At 46.8% G+C, this 22,422-nt stretch carries 22 protein-coding genes and 1 other annotated feature; of the genes, 4 read left to right on the top strand and 18 right to left on the bottom strand.

Going from position 1 to position 22,422, the window contains the following annotated elements; translation table 11 throughout:
- Positions 1–44: 44 nt before the first annotated feature.
- The 5 genes from CEQ48_RS07255 to CEQ48_RS07240 all read right to left on the bottom strand — a co-directional run bounded on the left by CEQ48_RS07255 (position 45) and on the right by CEQ48_RS07240 (position 4,821).
- Positions 45–1,301, bottom strand: coding sequence for a NupC/NupG family nucleoside CNT transporter (locus CEQ48_RS07255; protein ID WP_089070775.1), 1,257 nt, complete (start codon positions 1,299–1,301; stop codon positions 45–47).
- Between the two features lie 186 nt (positions 1,302–1,487).
- A complete protein-coding gene (locus CEQ48_RS07250; RefSeq protein WP_198301225.1) occupies positions 1,488–2,312 on the bottom strand; it encodes a TatD family hydrolase in 825 nt (274 codons plus the stop codon).
- Positions 2,284–2,424, bottom strand: a complete 141-nt coding sequence (locus CEQ48_RS19895) for a DUF5363 family protein (protein ID WP_001913748.1) — start codon at positions 2,422–2,424, stop codon at positions 2,284–2,286. The genes CEQ48_RS07250 and CEQ48_RS19895 overlap by 29 nt, the downstream gene beginning before the upstream one ends.
- A gap of 29 nt (positions 2,425–2,453) precedes the next feature.
- On the bottom strand, positions 2,454–3,227 hold the full coding sequence (gene yaaA, locus CEQ48_RS07245; RefSeq protein WP_089070773.1) for a peroxide stress protein YaaA: 774 nt from the start codon (positions 3,225–3,227) through the stop codon (positions 2,454–2,456).
- Between the two features lie 163 nt (positions 3,228–3,390).
- Complete coding sequence (locus tag CEQ48_RS07240) at positions 3,391–4,821, bottom strand: alanine/glycine:cation symporter family protein (protein ID WP_089070772.1); 1,431 nt, start codon at positions 4,819–4,821, stop codon at positions 3,391–3,393.
- A gap of 692 nt (positions 4,822–5,513) precedes the next feature.
- On the opposite strand from CEQ48_RS07240, the gene CEQ48_RS07235 reads away from it, so the two are divergent.
- On the top strand, positions 5,514–5,693 hold the full coding sequence (locus CEQ48_RS07235; RefSeq protein ID WP_181710647.1) for a DUF3545 family protein: 180 nt from the start codon (positions 5,514–5,516) through the stop codon (positions 5,691–5,693).
- 142 nt (positions 5,694–5,835) lie between these two features.
- On the opposite strand, the gene CEQ48_RS07230 is transcribed toward CEQ48_RS07235, so the two are convergent.
- The 4 genes from CEQ48_RS07230 to nfo form a co-directional block, all read right to left on the bottom strand.
- Entirely contained in the window at positions 5,836–6,387 is a 552-nt protein-coding gene (locus CEQ48_RS07230) for a hemerythrin domain-containing protein (RefSeq protein ID WP_089070770.1), read from the bottom strand.
- A gap of 287 nt (positions 6,388–6,674) precedes the next feature.
- Entirely contained in the window at positions 6,675–7,370 is a 696-nt protein-coding gene (gene ung, locus CEQ48_RS07225; RefSeq protein ID WP_089070769.1) for a uracil-DNA glycosylase, read from the bottom strand.
- Between the two features lie 173 nt (positions 7,371–7,543).
- A complete protein-coding gene (locus tag CEQ48_RS20470) occupies positions 7,544–7,666 on the bottom strand; it encodes a hypothetical protein (protein ID WP_254898439.1) in 123 nt (40 codons plus the stop codon).
- A 72-nt stretch (positions 7,667–7,738) separates the two neighbouring features.
- Positions 7,739–8,599, bottom strand: coding sequence for a deoxyribonuclease IV (nfo, locus tag CEQ48_RS07220; RefSeq protein ID WP_000273044.1), 861 nt, complete (start codon positions 8,597–8,599; stop codon positions 7,739–7,741).
- 345 nt (positions 8,600–8,944) lie between these two features.
- Between nfo and grcA the strand changes: the two genes are divergently transcribed.
- A complete protein-coding gene (gene grcA / locus CEQ48_RS07215; RefSeq protein WP_000614136.1) occupies positions 8,945–9,322 on the top strand; it encodes an autonomous glycyl radical cofactor GrcA in 378 nt (125 codons plus the stop codon).
- A 79-nt stretch (positions 9,323–9,401) separates the two neighbouring features.
- Here grcA and thrC read toward each other — a convergent pair whose 3' ends face one another.
- The 4 genes from thrC to thrL all read right to left on the bottom strand — a co-directional run bounded on the left by thrC (position 9,402) and on the right by thrL (position 14,313).
- Positions 9,402–10,682 (bottom strand): threonine synthase, encoded by a 1,281-nt coding sequence (gene thrC / locus CEQ48_RS07210; RefSeq protein ID WP_089070768.1) that lies wholly within the window; start codon positions 10,680–10,682, stop codon positions 9,402–9,404.
- A complete protein-coding gene (gene thrB, locus CEQ48_RS07205; protein ID WP_000118026.1) occupies positions 10,679–11,635 on the bottom strand; it encodes a homoserine kinase in 957 nt (318 codons plus the stop codon). The genes thrC and thrB overlap by 4 nt, the downstream gene beginning before the upstream one ends.
- Positions 11,636–11,655: 20 nt before the next feature.
- A complete protein-coding gene (thrA, locus tag CEQ48_RS07200) occupies positions 11,656–14,115 on the bottom strand; it encodes a bifunctional aspartate kinase/homoserine dehydrogenase I (protein WP_089070767.1) in 2,460 nt (819 codons plus the stop codon).
- A 30-nt stretch (positions 14,116–14,145) separates the two neighbouring features.
- Positions 14,146–14,264: a sequence feature (Thr leader region), on the bottom strand.
- Positions 14,200–14,313, bottom strand: a complete 114-nt coding sequence (gene thrL, locus CEQ48_RS07195; RefSeq protein ID WP_001925859.1) for a thr operon leader peptide — start codon at positions 14,311–14,313, stop codon at positions 14,200–14,202. It overlaps the preceding feature by 65 nt.
- A 407-nt stretch (positions 14,314–14,720) precedes the next feature.
- On the opposite strand from thrL, the gene CEQ48_RS07190 reads away from it, so the two are divergent.
- A complete protein-coding gene (locus tag CEQ48_RS07190; RefSeq protein ID WP_000035220.1) occupies positions 14,721–15,146 on the top strand; it encodes a hypothetical protein in 426 nt (141 codons plus the stop codon).
- Here the strand turns inward: CEQ48_RS07190 and CEQ48_RS07185 are convergent.
- Both CEQ48_RS07185 and CEQ48_RS07180 read right to left on the bottom strand, forming a co-directional pair.
- Positions 15,143–15,628 carry a putative 4-hydroxy-4-methyl-2-oxoglutarate aldolase gene (locus CEQ48_RS07185; RefSeq protein WP_198301289.1) on the bottom strand — a complete coding sequence of 162 codons (486 nt, stop codon included), beginning with the start codon at positions 15,626–15,628 and terminating at the stop codon, positions 15,143–15,145. The genes CEQ48_RS07190 and CEQ48_RS07185 overlap by 4 nt on opposite strands.
- A 29-nt stretch (positions 15,629–15,657) precedes the next feature.
- On the bottom strand, positions 15,658–16,041 hold the full coding sequence (locus tag CEQ48_RS07180) for a DUF3293 domain-containing protein (protein ID WP_089070765.1): 384 nt from the start codon (positions 16,039–16,041) through the stop codon (positions 15,658–15,660).
- Between the two features lie 314 nt (positions 16,042–16,355).
- Between CEQ48_RS07180 and arcA the strand changes: the two genes are divergently transcribed.
- Positions 16,356–17,072 (top strand): two-component system response regulator ArcA, encoded by a 717-nt coding sequence (gene arcA / locus CEQ48_RS07175; RefSeq protein WP_001194426.1) that lies wholly within the window; start codon positions 16,356–16,358, stop codon positions 17,070–17,072.
- Between the two features lie 58 nt (positions 17,073–17,130).
- On the opposite strand, the gene arcB is transcribed toward arcA, so the two are convergent.
- The 3 genes from arcB to mnmL form a co-directional block, all read right to left on the bottom strand.
- On the bottom strand, positions 17,131–19,488 hold the full coding sequence (gene arcB, locus CEQ48_RS07170) for an aerobic respiration two-component sensor histidine kinase ArcB (RefSeq protein ID WP_089070764.1): 2,358 nt from the start codon (positions 19,486–19,488) through the stop codon (positions 17,131–17,133).
- A gap of 106 nt (positions 19,489–19,594) precedes the next feature.
- Positions 19,595–21,334, bottom strand: coding sequence for a diguanylate cyclase domain-containing protein (locus CEQ48_RS07165; RefSeq protein WP_089070763.1), 1,740 nt, complete (start codon positions 21,332–21,334; stop codon positions 19,595–19,597).
- 67 nt (positions 21,335–21,401) lie between these two features.
- Positions 21,402–22,340: a tRNA modification radical SAM protein MnmL/YtqA gene (gene mnmL / locus CEQ48_RS07160; RefSeq protein WP_157724691.1), complete on the bottom strand. Its 939-nt coding sequence runs from the start codon at positions 22,338–22,340 to the stop codon at positions 21,402–21,404.
- Positions 22,341–22,422: the final 82 nt, after the last annotated feature.

Raw genomic sequence — 22,422 nt, 5'->3', positions numbered from 1 at the left:
CGGGGTGAATTTAAACGGCGTCTATAAAACTCTGTCTCTATGAATTAGAAAGAGAGGAAGAAGCCAGCGATGGTCGCTGCCATCAGGTTAGATAGAGTACCTGCGATAACCGCTTTAACACCCATACGAGCGATGTCGCCACGACGCTTAGGTGCCAAGCTACCCAAACCACCAAGTAGAATTGCAATAGAAGAAAGGTTCGCAAAACCACACAGAGCGAAAGAGATGATCGCTTTGGTCTTCTCAGACAGAACCACTGGTGCTGCTTCCGTTAGGTAAGGTGCAAACTGAGAGTAAGCAACGAATTCGTTCGCAACGGTTTTTAAACCAATGAACTCACCCGCAACGGTTGCTTCGTTCCAAGGAACGCCAATCAGGAAAGCCAGAGGAGCAAACACCCAGCCCAGTAGCATTTCCAGTTTCAGCTCAGGCATACCGAACCAACCACCGATGCCACCCAACATGCCGTTGATCAGAGCAATCAAACCGATAAAAGCAATCAACATTGCACCTACGTTCAGAGCAAGTTGCAGACCAGCAGAAGCACCGCCAGCAGCCGCATCGATCACGTTAGCCGGTTTGTCGTCACCACCGTCAAGAGTAATGTCTTCATTATCTTGTGGTTTGTCAGTTTCTGGCATGATCAGTTTTGCGAACAATAGACCACCCGGTGCCGCCATGAATGACGCCGCCACCAAGTATTCGATCTTAACGCCCATAGAAGCGTAGCCCGCAAGTACACCACCTGCGATAGAAGCCAAGCCACCACACATTACTGCAAACAGCTCAGATTGAGTCATTTTTGGAACGAATGGACGAACCACTAATGGTGCTTCAGTTTGACCAACGAAAATGTTTGCTGCAGCAGACATAGATTCCGCACGTGAAGTACCCAGTGCTTTTTGTAAGCCACCACCAAGAATCTTGATGACCCATTGCATAACACCCAGGTAGTACAGTACAGAAATCAGTGCTGAGAAGAAGATCAGTGTTGGTAGTACGCGGAATGCGAAAACAAAGCCGCCGCCGCCAAACACTTCAAACATTTTGCCTGATACCAGTCCACCGAAGAGGAATGAAGTACCATCGTTACCGTAGTTAATAACATTCGATACGGCATCCGAAAAGCCACGAAGTAGCTCTTGGCCCCAAGGTACATACAGAATAAATGCACCCAGTGAAAATTGGATAGCAAAAGCGCCACCCACAGTTCTTAGATTGATAGCTTTACGGTTACTTGACAGTAGTACTGCGATTCCTAGCAGAACTGCCATGCCGATGAGGCTCATAAACAGGCTCATAGTTTATGACTTCCTTATTAGTTTAATGTTGGCGTGTTACAAAATGGAGCGATTAAGCGGGGGCAATTATACTCACGGGCACCGAGAGAAAGTAATGCAGGATTCACACTTTCGAATAAGATTCATCACGCGTTCACTAATATCTGTGACAGTACTCACCCTTTAGTGACAGATGCGTCATTAACGCTACATCTTGTTTCGGTTTTGTTCACACAAGCCAAACAGAGTTTGGCTGCTTTTCCATAAGATTGGTGCGAGATATTGCACCGGAACGCCTTTAAGCTCAGCGAGCGTTTCTAAAACCCTGGCTAATTGAGCCGGATGGTTAGCCTGACCTTGAAAACCATTCAATGGCATATCTGGTGCATCCGTCTCTAACACTATGTGCTCCACAGGTAGTGCAGCAATAGCTTGCCGAGTTTTATTGGCTCTTGGGTAAGTGATGAGGCCTCCCACACCAATCTTAAACCCCAAATCAACAAACTGCTGCGCTTCTTGCACACTGCCAGAAAAAGCATGCAGCACACCGCCTTGTTGAAAGCGCTGCTGTTTCAACAACTGTAACAATCGATTGTGAGTACGTCGGCTATGTAGAATTACGGGCAGTTTTGTCTGTGAAGCCATAGAGAGTTGGGCGATCAGCATCTGCTCTTGTAGCGTCACATCAACGTCTATCATGCCATCTAAACCGCACTCTCCAACTGCCACACAAGCCTGTTCCGCCTGCATTAAAGCCTTTTCTAACGCAGGTAAATAGGTCGGGGAAGAGGCATCTAAATAGAGCGGATGAAATCCCAACGCATAGTAGATGGTCGAGGGAAAGCGCTGCGCAAGCTCAGTCACGGCCTGCCAATCTTGCGGCCCAATCGATGGCACGACGAGCCGTCTAACCCCATGCTGCGCCGCTTTTTGCAACTCAAGCTCAGGGGTGGCAGTAAACGGAGGAAAATCAAAGTGGCAATGGGTGTCAAACAACGCCCATTCAAGCGGAGGTGGAATCGTCTCGTTCATTGGCAGGATCTTTTCGATAAGGAACACAACTGCGCTTTTGCCCCGGTGTTAACCCCATGCTTTGGCACCAAGCATCGTATTTTGCAATCCAACGTTTTAACCATAACCACATCATGTGTTCCTTCTTTTGAACCTTGGAGGTTATTGCTCTTCGCGTTTAAACACCAACTCGGTTGGTGTTGATTCACTTGCCACAAAATAGTAGCCCGCAGTGTTGAAACCTTCTAAATTCTTTACGGATTTAATTTGATTTTCAATGATGTAGCGAGCCATCATGCCGCGTGCTTTCTTAGCAAAGAAGCTGATGATTTTATATTGGCCATTTTTGGCATCTTTAAAGATTGGCGTCACAATTTGCGCGTTCAGTCGCTTCGGATTGACCGCTTTGAAATACTCATTAGAGGCAAGGTTTACCAGTACATTATCACCTTGTGCTTCAATCGCTTGATTGAGCTTCTCCGTAATAATGTCTCCCCAAAACTGATACAGATTCGCACCACGAGCGTTGGCTAATTTTGTGCCCATTTCTAGGCGATAAGGTTGCATCAAATCCAGCGGGCGCAAAACGCCATACAAGCCAGAGAGCATACGCAGATGTTGCTGGGCAAAATCCAAATCTTGGGTCGAGAGTGTTTCCGCTTCCAGCCCGGTGTACACATCACCTTTGAAAGCGAAAATCGCCTGCCGTGCGTTATCAAGAGTGAAGGTTTCACTCCACTGTGCAAATCGAGCCACATTGAGTCCGGCTATTTTATCGCTGACGCTCATCAGCTCAGAAACATCCTGTGATGACAAAGTACGACAGACTTGAATTAACTCTGCCGAATGCGCGTTTAATTCAGGCTGCGTAAAGTTTGAGGTTGAAACGGGAGATTCATAATCCAGCGTTTTCGCAGGTGAAACGACAATCAGCATAATAATTCCTATCTTTTGTTGAGCGTGTTGCCAACCGACTTGAAACGACAGCACTGGCCGTTATTCCAAGTGATTAGATTTTTTATAAGATGACGCAAGCTAGGGTACAAAAAAAGCCATGCGGTGTCTGCATGGCTTTTTCAATTTCTGACATCGGCGCTGTCTATGACGCTTTGTTGTTATCCCAAATGCCATCTTCAAGCTGAGATTTCAGCTCTGGGTAATCATTGGCATCAAAGGTCGGTACTTTGCCGGCATCTAGCTGGCGGTTGTAATCTTTCGCCAGTTTAATCACGATGCCAGAGAGCAAGAGGATAGCCACCAAGTTCACAATCGCCATCAAGCCCATCGAGACATCCGCCATCGCCCATACCGTTGGCAATGTCGCCAACGAACCAAACATAACCATACCTAAGAACACGAGACGAAACAGCACTAAGCCTTTCTTATTGTTGTGCTCAAGGAAAATCAGGTTGGTTTCAGCATACGAGTAGTTGGCAATGATCGAAGTGAAAGCAAAGAAGAAGATCGCAAACGCGATAAAGATACTTCCCCACTCACCGACTTGTGAACTTAAGGCACGCTGAGTAAGTTCAATGCCGGTTAACTCACCGTGCGGTACATACTCACCCGACATAAGAATGATCGCCACTGTCGCGGTACAGATCACAATCGTATCAATGAACACGCCAAGCATTTGCACGTAACCTTGTGAAGCTGGGTGTGGAGGATACGGCGTTGCAGAGGCAGCGGCATTAGGCGCAGAACCCATACCGGCTTCGTTTGAGAACAAGCCACGCTTTACACCGTTGATCATGGCTTGCGCAATCGCATAGCCTAGGCCACCTGCAGCCGCTTCTTGTAGACCGAAGGCACTTTTGAAAATGAGACCGATAGCATCAGGCACTTTCTCATAATTCATGGCCACGACAAACAGAGCAATCGCCAGATAAGCAAACGCCATGAAAGGCACAATCAGCTCTGCCGTCCGTGCAATCTTACGGATACCACCAAAAATCACGAAAGCGGTCAGCAACACGATACCAATACCGATCAGCATGGGTTCAAAACCGAAAGCCGTTTTCATCGCATTGGTGATTGAGTTGGCTTGCACCGCGTTAAACACCAAACCAAAGGCAATGATCAGAAAGATGGAGAACAGCACCCCCATCCAACGCATACCAAGGCCTTTCTCCATGTAATACGCTGGACCGCCGCGGTAATTACCGTCTTTATCGCGTGTTTTATACAACTGGGCTAAAGTACTTTCAGCAAAAGAAGTGGCCATACCTAGCATGGCAATCAACCACATCCAGAAGATGGCACCAGGGCCACCCGCGGTTAAAGCAACCGCAACCCCCGCCATGTTGCCCGTACCGACACGTGCGGCAAGGCTGGTACATAACGCTTGGAAAGAGGAGATGCCAGCGTTATCCGCTTTACGGCTATTTTTGAGGACGGTAAAAGTGTGGGTGAAATGACGAAATTGGATAAAACCCAATCGCAAAGTAAAGTAGATACCGACCCCGACCAATAGGTATACCAAGATGGAACCCCATAGTAGGTCATTCATTAAATTAATTAAGTCTGTCACAGGAACCTCGCATAGAGTGATGAGCTGCTCTGACTCCGATGAGTAAGAGTTTCTGTTACACGGATACGGTATTGAGATTATCTTTTTGCCGTGTATGTCATGGCACTATCGAGCAGAAGAGACCTCGAAAAGTGCCCAGCTTATTTTTTGACGGGCGGATAATGCAACCTCAATCAGCAAAAATCAATATGAACAAAATTTCATTAAAATGTTATTTTTCACCTTAAAATCACGCTTTATTAACATCAACAAAACCATTTGAGTCACCAATAAAAAACAAAACACCAACACAAAGAATACAAATAAGTGCATTTATTCACCGCAAATGCTTTGTTGCATGAATGAAATCTCACGCTTTGGGAATCGCAGCATGCCTGTGCGAACCAGTAAATTTTGTCAGGAGAGTGTCATATTTCACGTTTGTTCGTACAAAAAACAACCAGCACAATTCCGTGCAACGTAAAAACCAACATTTCAGCAACACAAAAAAATCGCTCATTTAATCGATTGCTTAAATTTTTTGTTCAGATTTTCATCGATAACACTCGGCTAAAACTGTGAAATTCGATTCAAAAGCTCACTAAAGCTTCATTAAAACGAAACAAATGAGAAACAAATCATAGTTACGCTTCGCCAAGGTGTGCTATTTAGAGAGCACTCAAGGAATGATGACAACAATAATGAGGCGACTTATGGACGAACTGCACTTTGATGAGCTGTTGGAAATGGAAATCTCTAAAATTCGTACTAGCCGTTCTAAACCTGTAAAAAGAATGTGGCGTGAGATCGAAGCAATTCGAGATCGTAAACGACTAGAAAAAGAATTGCTGGATATGGATGTCTGCCTCAATGCAGATGACATTAAAATTTAAAGGATTGAACAACAAAGGCACGTTTCACGTGCCTTTGTTGTTTTTATGACTTTAACCGAAAAGCACCATACACAAAAAACATCTCTATGCGGATCCGCAGTACACAAAACTAGGGCTGTCGAGCGTGGTGCGTCTTGATTGGCTAGGTGTATTCACTCTCGCTTTTACGAACACGGCGAGCCAAAAGCGCATAACGCTCAGCAATCGTTTCGCCGAATACTGGGTCATCCTCGTTGCCTTGCCATTGCAACTCGACACTCTGCCAATCATCTAATTCAAACGTTTGATTAATCAATGGCAAAATCGATTGTTCTTCCAACTCTAAATGCCTTTTTTGGCCTTGTAAAAAAGCTTCCAACTGCTCAATAAACACATCTTGAGGCACAACCGCGTCGTTTAAAATCATCTCCATGACATCGAGAAACTGATGGGTAATTTGCGCCAACTCTTGATGTTCTCGCTCCAAATTGGCCACTTGCTGCTCATCACCGTAATGTGTCATGTAGTGGCGGTACAGAATGTCCTCTTTCGGGTGATGCACTTTCTCTGAATGGCTCGCTAAATAATCGACGATTTCTTTCAGCAGGCTATAGTTGATCGGTTGTTCGCTTTTCACCAGATCCAATTTGTGGCGTAAAATCGACAACAAACGCACCATATAGCTGTGCTCGCGGCGGATTCGTTCCATCATCATCTTATCAATCTCCATACTTGTACTAAGGTAAAGTGTACATAAGGATTGATGGATCCGCTTTGAAACTGGTCGAAAAAACGCCAATCAGCCAATCAGCCAATCAGCCAATCAGCCAATCAAACTATCCTATCCCCAAATTGCTTGGAGTTGTAGGTCGGCGGCAAGTGAGTGACAAATTTACACAGCCTGAGGCTGGTCTTTGATGAGAGCCAGGATGGCTCTCATCATCCCCATGAGCAATAGGTACGACTATGGGGTGAGCGACTGTAGCCAACACCGCAGCAGCTTCAAGTAGGAAGAGGATAAACATCCAGTTTGGGTTGCCAATCAATAGAAGTAAAACCTTGCGCTTGCAGCAATTGATTCGTTTTAGAAAAATGCTGACATCCTAAAAACCCCCTGTGCGCCGAGAGCGGTGAAGGGTGCGGAGCCATCAAGACATGATGACGCTGACGATCGATCATCTGGCCCTTTTTCTGCGCGTGCGATCCCCACAATAGGAAGATCAACCCATTTCGGTGTTGATTCAAGGCGTCAATCACACGATCCGTGAAGGTTTCCCAGCCAGTATTCGCATGAGAATGGGCCATACCTTGTTCAACAGTCAATACGGTGTTGAGTAGCAAAACGCCCTGCTGTGCCCAACTTTGTAGGTAGCCATGAGGTGGAATTTGAAACCCTGGGATATCTTGCGCTAACTCTTTATAAATATTGACTAACGAGGGCGGAGTTTTGACACCCGGTAGCACAGAGAAACACAAACCATGCGCCTGATTCGGGCCGTGATAAGGATCTTGCCCCAAGATCACCACTTTCACCTCACCAAACTCGGTAAAGCGAAAGGCGTTAAACACATCTTTAGCGGGAGGATAGATAACTTTTCCGGCTTGACGCTGGCTTTCGACAAATTGCAGAGTTTGTTGAAAGTAAGCCTGCTGCTTTTCATTACCAATGACATCATGCCACGTCAGTGATTCAGACATATCAATACCTTAAATTATGATTTCTGTTGGTATTGTATACCCAAACCACGCTCAGTTGCAGCTAAGCGAAAATAAGTGCACCGACTTCAATATTCACAAGCTGAAGGCAACCTCGCTATCCTGTTAAAAAGAGAGATTGCTTAGCCATTCATCTGAATACGGTTTTTGTTATCTTAATGCGGTTTTTGCGGCTGTGGGGCACGATGATGCCCTTGCCCATTTACGTGTCGATTAGGAACCGGGCGACGAGCGGCGGGTCTGGAACTGGGTGAAGCAGTTTGAGTTAATGAGTTCATAGCGGCATCCTTCTTACAACGCTGACCCTGAGCATGATGAAAGAAAGATGCCAAATCTGTGAAGTTTGCCGATTAATTCTCTTTTTGCGTCGAAAATTTGCGTAGCGTTGCGATCTCAGTCGCCCAAATATCAGGATCAATCGTTTCTAAAATCAGAGGGATACCGTTAAATCGAGTATCTTGCGCGATATATTCAAAACACTCCCAGCCAATCTCTCCCATACCTAAGGAATGATGGCGGTCAACGCGGCTAGCCAGCTTGCCTTTTGAATCATTGATGTGCATTGCGCGCAAATAGTGCATACCGACCACTCGCTCAAACTCAGCGAATGTCTCATCACACGCGGCTTTCGTACGCAAGTCATACCCTGCGGCAAAGGTGTGGCAAGTATCTAGGCATACGCCAACCCGCTCTTTATCCTCAACTTGGTCAATGATTGCCGCCAGATGCTCAAAACGCCAACCTAAGTTACTCCCCTGCCCTGCGGTATTTTCAATCACCGCAATCACATTCGGTACTTGACGATGCGCAAGATTAATTGACTCAGCAATTGTCGCTAAACACGCCTCTTCAGAGACCTGCTGTAAATGACTACCGGGATGAAAGTTAAGCAAAGTTAACCCTAACTGATCACAACGCAGCATTTCATCCACAAAAGCGGCTCGTGATTTGTCGAGCTTCTCGGGCTCCGGAGCCCCTAAATTAATCAGATAAGAGTCGTGCGGCAAAATCGCCTCACTGCCAAATCCCCATTTTTTACAATTGGCTTTGAAAGCACGAATGCTGCTCGCTTCAAGTGGCTTAGCCGCCCATTGGCGCTGGTTTTTGGTGAAGAGAGCAAAAGCATTCGCTCCGATTTCATGAGCTCGAACTGGCGCTAGCTCGACACCACCAGAGGCAGATACATGTGCCCCTATTAACTTCTCATACATATTACGACTTCTTATTGTTGCTAAATGACTTCGGACTTTCAGTTCACAGCGCTAACTTTCTGATTTTCTCTGACACGGGTCAAGTTGGATTACAAATTTGTAGTAAAATTACAACAAAATACAGCTTAACTATTTTTTATTATTTAAAATAAATTTAATCAGCATTGTTTTTAAAGAATTTATTGATACAAATCAAAAAACCAAACCTTAGTATAAAAAAGGTTTTTGTTGTAATTTGACCTAAATCAATATCGGCAGTATGGATATTTGCTATATAATAGCCAGCTCAACAAGATCTGAAAATTAACACCAATAACGCCACTTGATGTGGACTAGGAGAAAGCGATGATCCAAGGTATCCAAATCACTAAAGCTGCTAACGACGACCTACTGAACTCTATCTGGTTGCTAGATAGCGAAAAGAATGAAGCACGCTGTGTTGCTGCGCTGAAAGGCTTTGAAGCTGATCAAGTGGTTAGCATCAACGATCTTGGTCAATTCGAAAGCCGTGAAGTGGCTATCGAAGCGGCACCACGCATCGAAGGTGGTCAACACCTGAACGTAAACGTACTGAAGCGTGAAACTCTGGAAGATGCGGTTGCGCATCCAGAAAAATACCCACAGCTGACTATCCGTGTTTCTGGCTACGCCGTGCGTTTCAACTCTCTGACTGCTGAGCAGCAACGCGACGTTATCGCGCGTACTTTCACTGAATCTCTGTAATCGTCAGTAAAGAATCCAGACTAAAACGGTGCTCAATGAGCACCGTTTTTTATTATCTTCGCTTTCTCAGATCCGCGGATTATTTCACATTCACCAGTAACGCACGCAGCGCTGCGAAATCGGCATTCAGTTCTTGTGAGAGCAATTCCATCGCCGCATGTTTTGCCAATGGCGCTGGTAGATCAATGTCGGTACCTAAAATCTCATCCACCACTTCTTTGAATTTGGCGGGATGCGCGGTACATAAGAACAGCCCCGTATCTTGCGGCTGGCGTTGCTCTTCCAATACACGATAAGCAATCGAACCATGCGGTTCACACAAGTAGCCTAGATCGTAAAGTTCTTGTACGGCTTGCGCACTTTCCTCGTCAGAAACGGCGCCTTTGCCCAGCGTTTCTAAGCCCCATCCCATACGTTGGCAGAGCTCTTCGATACGCGGCCAGTTGTTCGGTTGGCTCACATCCATCGCATTTGATGTGGTCGCGACCGTGGGTTTGGGTTCCCAACGTCCCGTATCCAAGTAACGTGGCACTGTATCATTGGCATTAGTTGCCGCGATAAAGCGCTTCACGGGTAAACCCAGTGCTTTGGCTAATAGCCCTGCGGTTAAGTTACCAAAGTTACCGCTAGGCACTGAAATCACCAGATTTTCACGCTCGGCTTTGCTCATCTGCGCAGCGGCTTCAAAGTAGTAACAGATTTGCGCCATCAAACGGCTGATGTTGATTGAGTTGGCCGAATTCAAACCGATTTGTTGGCGCAGCTCTGCGTCATCAAAAGCTTGTTTCACCAGTGCTTGGCACGCATCAAAATCACCATGGATCGCCACAGTGTGAATGTTTTTACCTAATGTGCAGAACAGCTTTTCTTGCAGCGGGCTGATTTTGCCTTTCGGGTAGAGGATCACAACATTGATGTCTGGCATGCCATAAAAAGCATGCGCAACAGCCGCACCGGTATCACCCGATGTCGCCGTCAAAATCGTGATTTTTCCGCCGTTCGAGACCGCCGCCAGAGACTGGGCCATAAAGCGGCCACCAAAGTCTTTAAACGCCAGCGTTGGCCCGTGGAACAATTCGAGCGCGTAAACCCCCTCTTTCACTTTGGCAATCGGTGCTGCGAATTGAAAAGCGGAATCCACCATAGCGCGAATTTTATCCGCAGGCAGTTCATCGCCAATCAACGCCGATAAAATCTTGCTGCTACGAGAGACGAAATCTTCAGCCAATAGCGCATCAATATCGTCAAACTTCGGCAATTGTGCCGGAAAAAACAGGCCTTGATTGCGGCCTAACCCTTGGCGAACGGCTTGACCAAAGGAGACTTGTTCATCATTTTCTTTTATGTTGTACAGCTTCATAGCTCACTTCCTGTTACTTTCGAACCTTGCTTGTCTAGACGACAAATGTGGACGAATCCTTCTTCATTTTGCACATAGTTTTGCTCAAGCCAACGTGCCACACGTTCAGCCACCGCTTGTTCTTTGCACACGCTAAACAAAGTCGGACCACTGCCCGAGATGCCCGTTGCCAGTGCGCCAGCCGAAGCGGCGTAGCTGCGTGCTTTGGCAAAACCCGGCAGCAGTTTCTCACGATAGGGTTCGGCAATCACGTCTTTGATCATTTTTGCCGCTAGTTCAGGCTGCTGAGTATGGCAAGCGTGAATAAATCCTGCCAGATAGCGGCCATGCGCCACGATATCTTGGCGGCGATACTGTGCAGGCAAAATGGCACGCGCTTCCGCCGTGGACACCTTGATCCCCGGATAGGCCATCACCCAATACCAGTCATCAAAACTCGGTACGGATTGACTAATGATGCCAAGCTCTTCAAGCATGAGCTGCACACCGCCTAAATAGCAGGGAGCAACGTTGTCATAGTGAATACTGCCAGAGATCTTGCCTTCCATTTCTCCCATTAGAGCCAGAAGCTCGGTTTCATCAAGCGGACTGGCGTGAAACTGATTCAACGCATCCAGAGCCGCGACAATCGAGCAAGCACTAGAGCCCAATCCTGAACCAATCGGCATATTTTTTTCTAGCGTCATGGTCAGCGGCTTCAGTACCACCGATTTTTTCTCTAGCTCACGCGCGAATACTTGCCAGCAATCATACACAATGTTTTCTTGCGGATTAGCGGGAAGCTTATCGACAAATCGTCCCGCCGTTTTCAGTGTGAAGGCCTCTGCGCCAGTTTCCACTTTCACTCGGTCGCCGAGTAACGTGCCATCAATCGGGGACACAGCAGCCCCCAACACATCAAATCCGACACTGACATTACCGATGGAAGCGGGTGCGTACACCACAACACTCATGTCACCTGAACTCATTTTTATTAAACCCCTAATTTCCAACCGAGTGTACGCATCACATCTGAGAACACGCCTGCAGCAGTCACTTCAGAACCCGCGCCGTAACCACGTAATACCAATGGGATTGGCTGATAGTAACGGCTGTAGAAAGCCAGCGCGTTTTCACCTTCTTTGACTTTGAACATAGGATCATTTTCATCAACCGCGACAATCCGCACTTGGCACTGTCCATCGACGATTTGCGCCACATAGCGCAGCACTTTGCCTTCGGCTTTGGCTTGCGCTACTCGCTCAGCAAATGCGGCATCCGCTTGCGGTAAACGAGCGATGAACTCCTCAACACTGCCTGATGCATCAAAGCCCGCGGGCAGAGCTTGTTCAACATCCACATCGCTCAGCTCCAATTCGTACCCCGCTTCACGGGCCAAAATCAGTAACTTACGCGCCACATCCATACCAGAGAGATCATCGCGCGGATCTGGCTCTGTAAAGCCTTTCTCTTTAGCAAGCTGCGTTGCTTGGCTCAAGGTCATGCCTTCATCCAATTTACCAAAGATAAAGGAGAGAGAACCTGAGAGAATACCGCTGAATTTTTCCAGCTCATCCCCTGCTGCAATTAGGTTTTGCAAGTTTTCGATAACGGGCAGACCCGCGCCAACCGTGGTTTCGTACATCAATTTGCGACGTGAATGACGCGCCACATTACGTAGCTGATGGTAATAACTCATGCTAGCGGTATTGGCTTTCTTGTTCGGGGTCACCACATGGAAACCCGCGGCGAGGAAATCCGCATACTGGTTAGCAATCTCATCACTGGACGTGCAATCCACCAATACTGGGTTAATGATGTGATTACGCTGCACCAAAGCCACCAGATTCTCTAAACTGAGCGCTTGATCCGCATTGACCATACGATCGCGCCACTGCTCCAACGGCAAGCCTTGGCTATCAAGCAGCATGCCTTTACTGTTAGCGAGGCCACAAACGCGCATCATGATGCCTTTTTCCGCAAGCTTGGCTTGTTGACGCTGAATTTGATCCACCAACTCACCGCCCACGCCACCAACACCGACCACAAACACATCTAAAAAGTGTTTAGAGTTGAAGAGGTTTTCGTGACAAGCTTTGATCGCTTCTGAAATCTTATCATCGGGGATCACCGCTGAAATCGCACGCTCAGAAGAGCCTTGGGCAATCGCAATCACGTTAACATGCACTTCGGCAAGTGAAGCAAAGAATTGCGAGGCCACGCCGCGCGAAGTACGCATACCATCACCAACCAGCGTGATGATGGCGACGTTATCGACAAACTCAACCGGCTCAAGCAGGCCATCTTTGAGTTCCAGCTCAAATGTATCCGCCAGCGCTTGCTGTGCCAAAGCTTTATGTTGTGCTTCGATACAGAAACTGATGCTGTATTCCGAAGAAGATTGAGTGATAAGCACGATCGACACATCGGCCGCAGACATCGCGCCAAACACGCGGCTCGCCATCCCCACCATGCCTTTCATTCCTGGACCAGAAACGTTGACCATAGTGAGATTGCTCAGAGTGGTAATACCTTTGATCGCGAGTTTATCTTCGCCAGTGTCTTGGCCAATCAAGGTGCCCGCACCTTGTGGATTGAAGCTGTTTTTGATCAGGCAAGGGATTTGAAATTGAGCAATCGGTGCAATGGTCTTCGGATGCAGCACAGATGCTCCGAAGTAAGAAAGCTCCATCGCCTCTTGATAACTAAGGGATTTCAAAAGACGCGCATCATCCACTAAACGTGGATCACAGTTGTAAACGCCATCCACATCCGTCCAAATCTCGCAGCAATCCGCGCGTAAACAGGCAGCCAGTACTGCGGCTGAGTAATCCGAACCGTTACGCCCTAAACAGACCAACTCACCTTGCGCATTACCCGCAGTAAAGCCCGGCATGATATTGACGTGCTGTTGCGGTAATGGTGCTTGTCTGAAACGCTGAGTCGAAATTTCCACATCGACCATGGCTTCAAGATGATCCCCTTTGGCAAGCAGGTATTTAACGGGATCAACCAAATTCGCTGGCAGACCTTTGGCTTCCATCACCGCTTTCATCAATTGAATGGAAACGCGTTCACCTTTACTGATAATGCGCGCATTCACATTATCTGGACACATACCGAGCAACGTAATGCCATGCACAAACTGGCGTAACTGAGTCATGGAAGAGTGCACTTGCTGTTGATAAGCACTGTCATTCAAATTCGGTAACTGGGCTTTAATGCCATCAAGCAAGGCATAAAAAGAACTTTCCAGCTCTACAATTTGCGGTTCCACCGCTCCCTGACGTAAAGCACTTTCAATCACTGCCACCAATTTATTGGTGGTTTTTCCCGGAGCAGAGAGGACAACGGCCACCTCTTCCTGCTGTGCGTTATTCGCGATGATATCGGCAGCGCGTAGAAAACGCTCCGGATCCGCCAGCGATGAACCTCCAAACTTTAATACTCGCATCCCTTCCTCCAAATGCATAAAAAGCGGGTATAAAAAAAGGCCTGTATCGGTTGGGATACAGGCCTTTTTTGTGAAATTTTGCGCTCAGCAGCCTGCCCCAACATGCGACGTGTCGGTAATGGTAATAATGGTGGTCATTACGATTAGGCTGTGATTCAACATAACGGTTTTTCTGTCTATCTGTGTGTTTGCTTGCAAATACGTTTAACTCATTTGCGTTCAAGTCGTCAACGAAAATCTGCTTTTTTTATTGAGGATTTTAAAAATCTTCGACTGTGCATACTCAAACGACTTGAGGTGATAAGTGGGCAACTAGTGAGCGTATCACGCTCAAAATAGGCTGATGCTGTAATTAAAAGGGCGAGCCTCGTCAATAACGCCACAATTTAACCTGCGCATTCATCTAGGGATGTCATCATGAGTTTTTCAATCGGCACAACCAGATAGCAAGCCACCAACAATCTGCCTATATAGAAATAACAAAATGCTATAAAACTCTTTGTGGAATGTATGTGTTTTTATGCTTAAATTGAGCGTACCTATCAATCTTGGCTGGTACATCCGGGGCTATCGTGAAAACTGCTTTTTTCTGTTTGATAACCTTAATGGCTCCATTTGCCGGAGCAGAGCTGCTTCCTGCCTTGCCCTCAGAGAGCAATGCCTCGCCGCACAAATTATTTATTGCCAGCGATAACAGCAGCCAAAGCTTTGATAGTTGGACGATTGATGGTGGTTACGCTTATAACCTGTTTAACGATATCGACCTTTATGTCGGTGCTCGCATTCATAATCGGTTGGATAATGGGGCGCAAGGTTGGTTGAGTGGCATTGGCTATCAATTTACCGAACGTCTCTCGTTCAAAAGCACCTTAATTGCCTCACCCAAGGTGGAAAGTAAAAACCAAGAAGCCGTGGTATCAGCCGAATTGTCGAGCCGATTAAAATTAACCGAAAATCTCGACTTGCATGCCACGCTGGACTACCAAGAATGGCAGCAAGCCGTCGAGTTTGGTGTCGGTTTTCGCTTTTAAGCTACATCAAGCGCCGTTTCTGACATCAAAATACCATTCCAATCGGCATACAAATAATCGCCCGGTTCAACGATCTGATTTTGCATCGTCAAAGTGACATTCACCTGCCCTGCGCCGCGCTTTTCGGTTTTAAAGGGACTTGTGCCTAATGCTTTTATGCCTAAATCCATCTCAGACATTGCGACCACATCACGCACTGCGCCGTAAATAATTATGCCTTCCCAATCATTTTTGATGGCTAAAATCGCCAACTGATCACCCATTAAGGCTTTGTGGCATGAACCGTGACCATCCACAACCAATACTTTGCCCTTGCCATTTTGGCTGAGCACATCACGTACTTTAGAGTTGTCGTGATAGCAACGAACTGTCACTATTTCGCCCCAAAATGCGCTGCGTTGACCAAAATTTTGCAGCGGTAAATTGAGTAAGGTGACTTGCGATTCGTACTTATCGCAAAGATCTGGGGTTATATCTCTCATCATTCCTCCATGATTTTTATTTTTCAGATCTATTGTTTCCCCATTGGCCCGAGATGAAGCTCGCTCTCATCAACACAAGAACAGAGATAAAGGTCGCCGTCTTGTACAAAATAGATCGCGTTTTGAGCAAATCTCTGCGCCAATTTTCGGGCTTCTGAAAGCGGCATTACGGCCGCAAAACTCTCTTCAAACCAGTGAAAATGAGCGTCTCCTACCCTCACTTTCACCCAATCATAATCGATCAAGCATTGCTGTAAACGTTGATTATTTACGCAATTCTCATCATCTGACAAGCGAATACTCTCAGGGTTCCATGCGGTAATTATGCAGTAAAATGGCCAATTTACTGGCTTTTCAAAGGCAAATTTCACGCTTTGGTAGGCCTGCCAAAGGCTAGCGTCAATCTTGATCATTTGGTAATTTTACAACTCGTGATTGTTCTTAATATCTGTTACATTCTAACTCTTGATGTAAATCAACAAAGTGATTGGAATTAACATTCGGGCGTTGTTAGCATGCTGTTAACATTATAGAATCCGCCCCATAGACTAGTAGAACCTCTTGAGAATGGGAGTCTCAACACTAGTTACACCAAGGATGGCGGACAAAAAGTAGTGACATAAATTAGATTTTTTACTTTATTGTTAACATCACTAACCGGTATGTAATCTTTTTGCCTAGAATGACTTCTACTAGCACGATTTTTTCACAAGTTTAGGTAACGCTAATGCAAACCCCGCAGATCCTTATCGTCGAAGACGAGCAAGTAACTCGTAACACTCTTAAGAGTATTTTTGAAGCAGAGGGATACGCTGTTTTTGAGGCCAGCAATGGTGAAGAGATGCACCAAGTGCTGTCCGATTATCCAATTAACTTGGTGATTATGGACATCAACCTGCCAGGTAAAAATGGCCTGCTGCTTGCACGCGAACTGCGTGAACAAGCGGATGTAGCGCTGATGTTCCTGACCGGTCGCGACAATGAAGTAGATAAGATTCTGGGCCTAGAGATCGGCGCAGATGATTACATCACCAAGCCTTTCAACCCACGTGAACTAACCATTCGCGCACGTAACTTGTTGAGCCGCTCAATGCATGCGGGCACCACACAAGAAGAAAAACGTAGCGTTGAAAAATACGTGTTTAATGGTTGGGAACTGGACATCAACAGCCGTTCACTGGTGAGCCCTGATGGTGATAGCTACAAGCTACCACGTTCTGAGTTCCGTGCTCTGCTTCACTTCTGTGAAAATCCGGGCAAAATTCAAACTCGTGCCGATCTCCTGAAAAAGATGACTGGCCGTGAACTCAAACCACACGACCGCACTGTTGATGTAACGATTCGTCGTATCCGTAAGCACTTTGAATCTGTGTCAGGTACGCCAGAAATCATTGCTACCATTCACGGTGAAGGCTACCGCTTCTGTGGTGATTTAGAAGATTAACCTCTTCTTTTATATCTAATTAGAGAAGACCCTAGCCAATGGCTAGGGTCTTTTTTTATCACTGCTTTGCGTTTGCTTGCTGAATCAGCCAGCGCTTCAATACAGCAATGTCAGACTGATATTCGTTTTTGATCTCTTCCACCCAGTCACTGATGTTCTCCCACCATGCAGGAGCTTCCGGCGATTGCGCTTTCTGAGCAATCTTTTGAATGCGTTTTAACCCGACAGAGCCTGCCGCACCTTTGATTTTATGGGCTTCACTGACAATGCCTTCTTGATCTTTGGCCACCATATTCGAGTCCAATACAGCAAGATAGGCTGGCATGGATTGTTCGAATAAGTGCACGCTATCAATCACGGGTTGGCTACCGACAATCTCAACATAGGATTGCAGCATCTCGAGATCCAGTAACTGCTGATAGAGATCGTCTGGTACTTCTTTTTCCTTATTTGATTTCGCTTTAGCGACACTTTCACCGGCATGATGTTGCGTCATCTTCGCAATCACTTCTCGCACCGCCGCTACCGATAAAGGTTTGCTTATCGCAGCATCCATCCCTTTTTGGCGATACTCTTCTTTATCTTTCAATACATTGGCAGTTAATGCCACTAATGGCGGTAATGAGGAGTAATGGGTGCGGTAATAGTGAGCGATATCGAAGCCTGTCATATCCGGTAGCTGAATATCGAGGAACACCAGATCGTACTCTGTTGGGTTAAAGCCTTGGATCGCTTCTTCGCCCGTCATGGCGACCGTCACCTTATGCCCCATACTTTCAAGTAATGAACGAGCAACCGTAATATTGAGCTCAATGTCTTCGACCATGAAAATATTCAGCTGAGTTTGCGGCTCCTGTGGCTCAATCTCAATCGGCGCTTCAGCTAACAAGGGGACTCGGATCGTTACGGTAAAGGTGCTGCCAAAACCCTCTTCACTGTTGACGCTGATATCGCCACCCATCAACTTAATCAACTGACGTGATACGGCTAAGCCGATGCCAGTGCCCACCGCATGTAAGTTATCTTTGCCTGACTTGACCTGATAATACATGGCAAAGATTTTTTCTTGTTCCGCTTCCGGAATGCCAATCCCGGTATCTTCAACTTCAATCGTGATCTCTGCATGCTGCGCATCGCATTCTGCGCTGACCGTCATCACCACACCGCCCTCTTTGGTGAACTTCATCGCGTTACTGAGTAGGTTCCATAACACTTGACGCAGACGTGTCGAGTCCACTTCCACTAAAGAAGGCAAGTCAGTTAACCGTTCTAAATCAAAGCGTAACCCTTTTTGCTCCGCCATTAAGGCCGCCAACACTTCAATTTCTGCCACAAACTCTTCAAAGTTGAGGGCTGCTGGGAAAAGCTCTAATTTACGGCGGTCAAACTTATCCATATCAATAATATCGTTGAAGATATTACCTAGCGTCACAGCACTGACATTGATGGTTTGTAAATGCTTACGCTGCTCACCGCTCAATGGCGTATCTAGCAGCATCCGGCTCAAACCAACGATACCATTGAGCGGAGTGCGTAGCTCATGGCTAATGGTAGAAATAAATGTGGTTTTGTCGCGGCTGGCTTTCTCCAATGATTCTTCATGGCGTTTACGCTCGGTGATATCACGGCCAAAACCGACCAAGCCAAGATGGCGGCCATCTTTGTTGTAAAAAGGCACTTTACGCAGTTCAAAGAAGCTTTTACGACCATCAGGGTACTCCAACCACTGCTCGTAAGTAATCGCGGTGTTGTTGTTAAAAACTTGCTGATCCGTTTCGACAATTGATTGAGCAATCTCTTTGCGATAAACATCCCAAGGCGTTAAACCCACTAGCTCACTTTCGCGCTTTCCGGTCAGCTCTTCCATTGCTCGGTTGCAGCCTGAAAACTCACCTTTAGCGTTGCGGTAATAGATCAAATCGGGAGATGCGTCGATGAAAGAGCGTAGCAAAGCGGTACGCTCCGCCAATTCCACTTGGGTTTTTTCACGCTGATACACTTCATTTTCAAGGTCAGTCATCGCTTCTTCGCGTGCCTCTTCTGCCTTGATCCGCTCTTCGATTTCTTGATTGAGTTTAACGATGTTTTGTTGAAGTTTTTGATTGAGCTCTTGATCGCGCGAACGCATGTCTTTGAGTTTGGACACCAATTTCGAGAGGCGTTGGCGTGACTCTTCAAGCTGATCGACCACTACAGAAAGAAAGTACACTGCCCAAGGCGTGATAAGTAAACCAAAAAATACCGAGCGGATAATGTCGATATCATCAACGAAACCGTTGAGGATCAGCGTGATCCCCACTTGTACCACCACAGCCAAAGCAACCAAGGCGAGAGCTAAGAGAATGGAGAAACGTAAAATGCCCAATTTGACTAACAGATCAACGTAATACTGGGCGAGATTTTTCATCGGTTTCATTCACTGCTCCGTCAGATAAAGAGCACTTAGTCTAGCCTTTTTCCCACACAAACGTTAGCAGCACTTATCCACTTCTTGGCGCAGTGACAGGGCGAACCGCACAGTTTTAGTGGTTTGGTTGATAAATCGAGGTCTGATTGCGGCCATTCGCTTTGGCTTGGTATAAAGCCCGATCCGCTAGCTCAACCATTTGCTCAGGTACATCCTCAGGCCGAGGAATAAGCGTCACTATGCCTAAGCTGACGGTAATCCTATCGGCAACCTTAGAATGATCATGTGGAATCGCTAATCCACGAACTTTCTCATGGATTCGCTCTGCGACCAGTATTGCTCCGGCCTGCGGCGTATTGGGCAGTAAAATACCAAACTCTTCTCCCCCGTAGCGGGCAACACAATCGGAATGGCGATTGGCGACTTGAGTAAAGGCAATCGCTATCTGTTTGAGCGTCTCATCGCCCATCAAATGGCCATAAGCGTCGTTGTAATCTTTGAAATAATCGACATCACACAGAATGATGCTTAATGGTTTGCCTTCACGCACATGCAAATGCCAGAGGGTATGCAGTTGTTCATCAAAACGACGACGATTGGCAACATGAGTCAAGCTATCTAAAAAGCTTAGGCGTTCCAGCTCTTGGTTGGCGGCTTCTAATTGTTCAGCGGCGAGATAGCGCTCCGACACATCTCGCGCCATGATCAGCACGCCATTGGTGCCCGAAGCCGGATCTCGAAAAGGCGATTTCACAACATCAAACCAGATAAACTCACCATCTGAGCGTTCAATTCTGTCGATGTAGCGCAGAGACTTACCTTGGTGCAGGACTTGGCTATCCGTATCGGAAAGACGCGCATAGATGTGCTCGGGGATCACATCTTGGAGTCGTTTACCAACCAGATCTGACACTTCCGCGATCCCGAGAGCTTCCACAAACGGCTGGTTACAGGCTTGGTAGACCATGTTTTCATTGAAGATACCAATCGAATCGGGGCTAGATTCTAAGATGTTTTGTAAAATCGTATCGCGCTGTGCCAATGCCACTTCGGTGTCGCGGCGTTTTTCCATCTCTTCTCTTAATTGACGCTGCATGTTGTACCAGTCGGTCACATCATGACTGATGCCAAGTAGCCCTATATTTTCACCTTGCGGCGACATCAATACCCGTTGGTAGGTTTCTAACAGACAGCTGCGCCCATCAGGCGTAACCGTCCAACAACGCTGACTCGACCGCCCTTTCATAATGCCTTTAAAGGTGGCGCTACCCTCTTCAATCCGGCCTTGCCAAAACTGATCAAACGCTCGGTTGGTTGCAATTAAGTGGCCTTCGCTACTTTTAATAAAAATCAACTCGGAGAGAGAATCGAGTGCCGTACGCGCCATCGCCAGAGAGTGACGCTCTTGTTGAATGTCATGATTCGGACACTCAAAGCCAATTACATTCACTAGCCATAATTTCTTAGGCCAACGCCGTAATAGTGAAGCGGAGATTTCCAGTGTTTGCGTCAAGTGGCCCGACACAGGCCAAAGCAAAGGGACGGAGCGCCTTTGCTGTGCACTGCTGGCGATCGCTCGATAAAAAGCTTGCTGACTCTCTTCACTCTGCTCGGCAGAAAACAGATAGTGACGTCCCACCAAGCGGATCCCCAGTAACAAATACGCAGCAAGATTGGCACGTAAAACGCGATCCTCTCCCACCAAAAGCACCCCTGACGGTGCATGGTGAAGTAACTGAATCCATCGTTGAGGTTGAACATAGCGCTGCCATCCTGAAAAAAGCCATAGCCCACCACCAAGCATAAGCCCGACAGCGAACAAGAAACGTACAAATTCAGAGAGAAATTCAGGCATGCATTCAGCGGTGTTATTGATGATTCTTTAAATAGTACAAAAGATTATCTGACTTTGCTGCGGATTATTACTTTAAGTTCAAAGGAGAATACTCAAAAGGCGTACCGAGCAACGAGCCCTGAGCCCCTTCTGTTTCCAATCTTTGGCCAATGGCTGTCATCGCCCACCAGCGATTTTCGCACCACAACGGGGCAAGTAGCGTTGGCCTGCGGGCTGCGGAAGAGACGCGATGATAAACAATCTCAGGGGGTGTAGAACGGATCATCTCGCAAGCGATGGACACATATTCATCCTGATCGAGCACCATTAAACGCCCCGCTCGCCACGCTTTGGCCATAGTGCTGCCTTCCACGATGTGTAAACCATGCAGCTTAATGCCATCAGTGCCCACCTTCAGTACTTGCTGTAACGTGGTGAGATTTTCATTGCGCCCTTCACCGGGTAACCCAACAATCAAGTGAGTACACACTTTGATGCCTAACGCTCTGGCTTTGGCAGTGATCTCTGCGTAGCACGCAAAATCGTGACCACGGTTAATGCGTTTTAAAGTTTCATCGTGTGCCGTCTGTAAACCCAATTCAAGCCAAATTTCATAACCTTGCTGCACATAATCGGCGAGCAGCTCAAGCACCGCATCCGGTACACAATCAGGACGAGTGCCAACACACAACCCCACAATATCCGCTTCTTCTAAGGCTTGTTCGTACATGGATTTCAGCACTTGCACTTCGGCATACGTGCTGGTGTAAGCCTGAAAATAGGCGAGGTATTTTTTGGCGCGTTTGATCTCCCCCGCCCGATCTTTCAACTGCGCTTGAATACTCTGCTGCTGGGTCTCTTCATTAGCAAACGACGCCACATTACAGAAAGTGCAGCCGCCACGACCTATGGTGCCATCACGATTCGGACAACTGAATCCACCATGCAGCGTTAACTTATGGACCTTCTCTCCATAACGGCGTTGTAAATCTTGACCTATGGTGTTCACCAGTTGATGTAAATGCATCGGCTCGCTCAATCTAAATACAAATATTTCTCACTACCATCCGTGTAATTTAATTACATTTCCAATCGAATTGGTCACAAAT

This window comes from Vibrio tarriae, assembly GCF_002216685.1.
GTDB classification, from domain to species: Bacteria; Pseudomonadota; Gammaproteobacteria; order Enterobacterales; family Vibrionaceae; genus Vibrio; species Vibrio tarriae.
Note: the sequence above shows the minus strand (reverse complement) of the source record. Positions and strands in the feature narration are given on the sequence as shown.

Coding starts and splice junctions, on each gene's coding strand:
- CEQ48_RS07255 (WP_089070775.1), bottom strand. CDS start 1,301: ATGAGCCTGTTTATGAGCCTCATCGGCATGGCAGTTCTGCTAGGAATC.
- CEQ48_RS07250 (WP_198301225.1), bottom strand. CDS start 2,312: ATGAACGAGACGATTCCACCTCCGCTTGAATGGGCGTTGTTTGACACC.
- CEQ48_RS19895 (WP_001913748.1), bottom strand. CDS start 2,424: ATGTGGTTATGGTTAAAACGTTGGATTGCAAAATACGATGCTTGGTGC.
- yaaA (WP_089070773.1), bottom strand. CDS start 3,227: ATGCTGATTGTCGTTTCACCTGCGAAAACGCTGGATTATGAATCTCCC.
- CEQ48_RS07235 (WP_181710647.1), top strand. CDS start 5,514: ATGGACGAACTGCACTTTGATGAGCTGTTGGAAATGGAAATCTCTAAA.
- CEQ48_RS07230 (WP_089070770.1), bottom strand. CDS start 6,387: ATGATGATGGAACGAATCCGCCGCGAGCACAGCTATATGGTGCGTTTG.
- ung (WP_089070769.1), bottom strand. CDS start 7,370: ATGTCTGAATCACTGACGTGGCATGATGTCATTGGTAATGAAAAGCAG.
- CEQ48_RS20470 (WP_254898439.1), bottom strand. CDS start 7,666: ATGAACTCATTAACTCAAACTGCTTCACCCAGTTCCAGACCCGCCGCT.
- nfo (WP_000273044.1), bottom strand. CDS start 8,599: ATGTATGAGAAGTTAATAGGGGCACATGTATCTGCCTCTGGTGGTGTC.
- grcA (WP_000614136.1), top strand. CDS start 8,945: ATGATCCAAGGTATCCAAATCACTAAAGCTGCTAACGACGACCTACTG.
- thrC (WP_089070768.1), bottom strand. CDS start 10,682: ATGAAGCTGTACAACATAAAAGAAAATGATGAACAAGTCTCCTTTGGT.
- thrB (WP_000118026.1), bottom strand. CDS start 11,635: ATGAGTGTTGTGGTGTACGCACCCGCTTCCATCGGTAATGTCAGTGTC.
- thrA (WP_089070767.1), bottom strand. CDS start 14,115: ATGCGAGTATTAAAGTTTGGAGGTTCATCGCTGGCGGATCCGGAGCGT.
- CEQ48_RS07190 (WP_000035220.1), top strand. CDS start 14,721: ATGGCTCCATTTGCCGGAGCAGAGCTGCTTCCTGCCTTGCCCTCAGAG.
- CEQ48_RS07185 (WP_198301289.1), bottom strand. CDS start 15,628: ATGAGAGATATAACCCCAGATCTTTGCGATAAGTACGAATCGCAAGTC.
- CEQ48_RS07180 (WP_089070765.1), bottom strand. CDS start 16,041: ATGATCAAGATTGACGCTAGCCTTTGGCAGGCCTACCAAAGCGTGAAA.
- arcA (WP_001194426.1), top strand. CDS start 16,356: ATGCAAACCCCGCAGATCCTTATCGTCGAAGACGAGCAAGTAACTCGT.
- arcB (WP_089070764.1), bottom strand. CDS start 19,488: ATGAAACCGATGAAAAATCTCGCCCAGTATTACGTTGATCTGTTAGTC.
- CEQ48_RS07165 (WP_089070763.1), bottom strand. CDS start 21,334: ATGCCTGAATTTCTCTCTGAATTTGTACGTTTCTTGTTCGCTGTCGGG.
- mnmL (WP_157724691.1), bottom strand. CDS start 22,340: ATGCATTTACATCAACTGGTGAACACCATAGGTCAAGATTTACAACGC.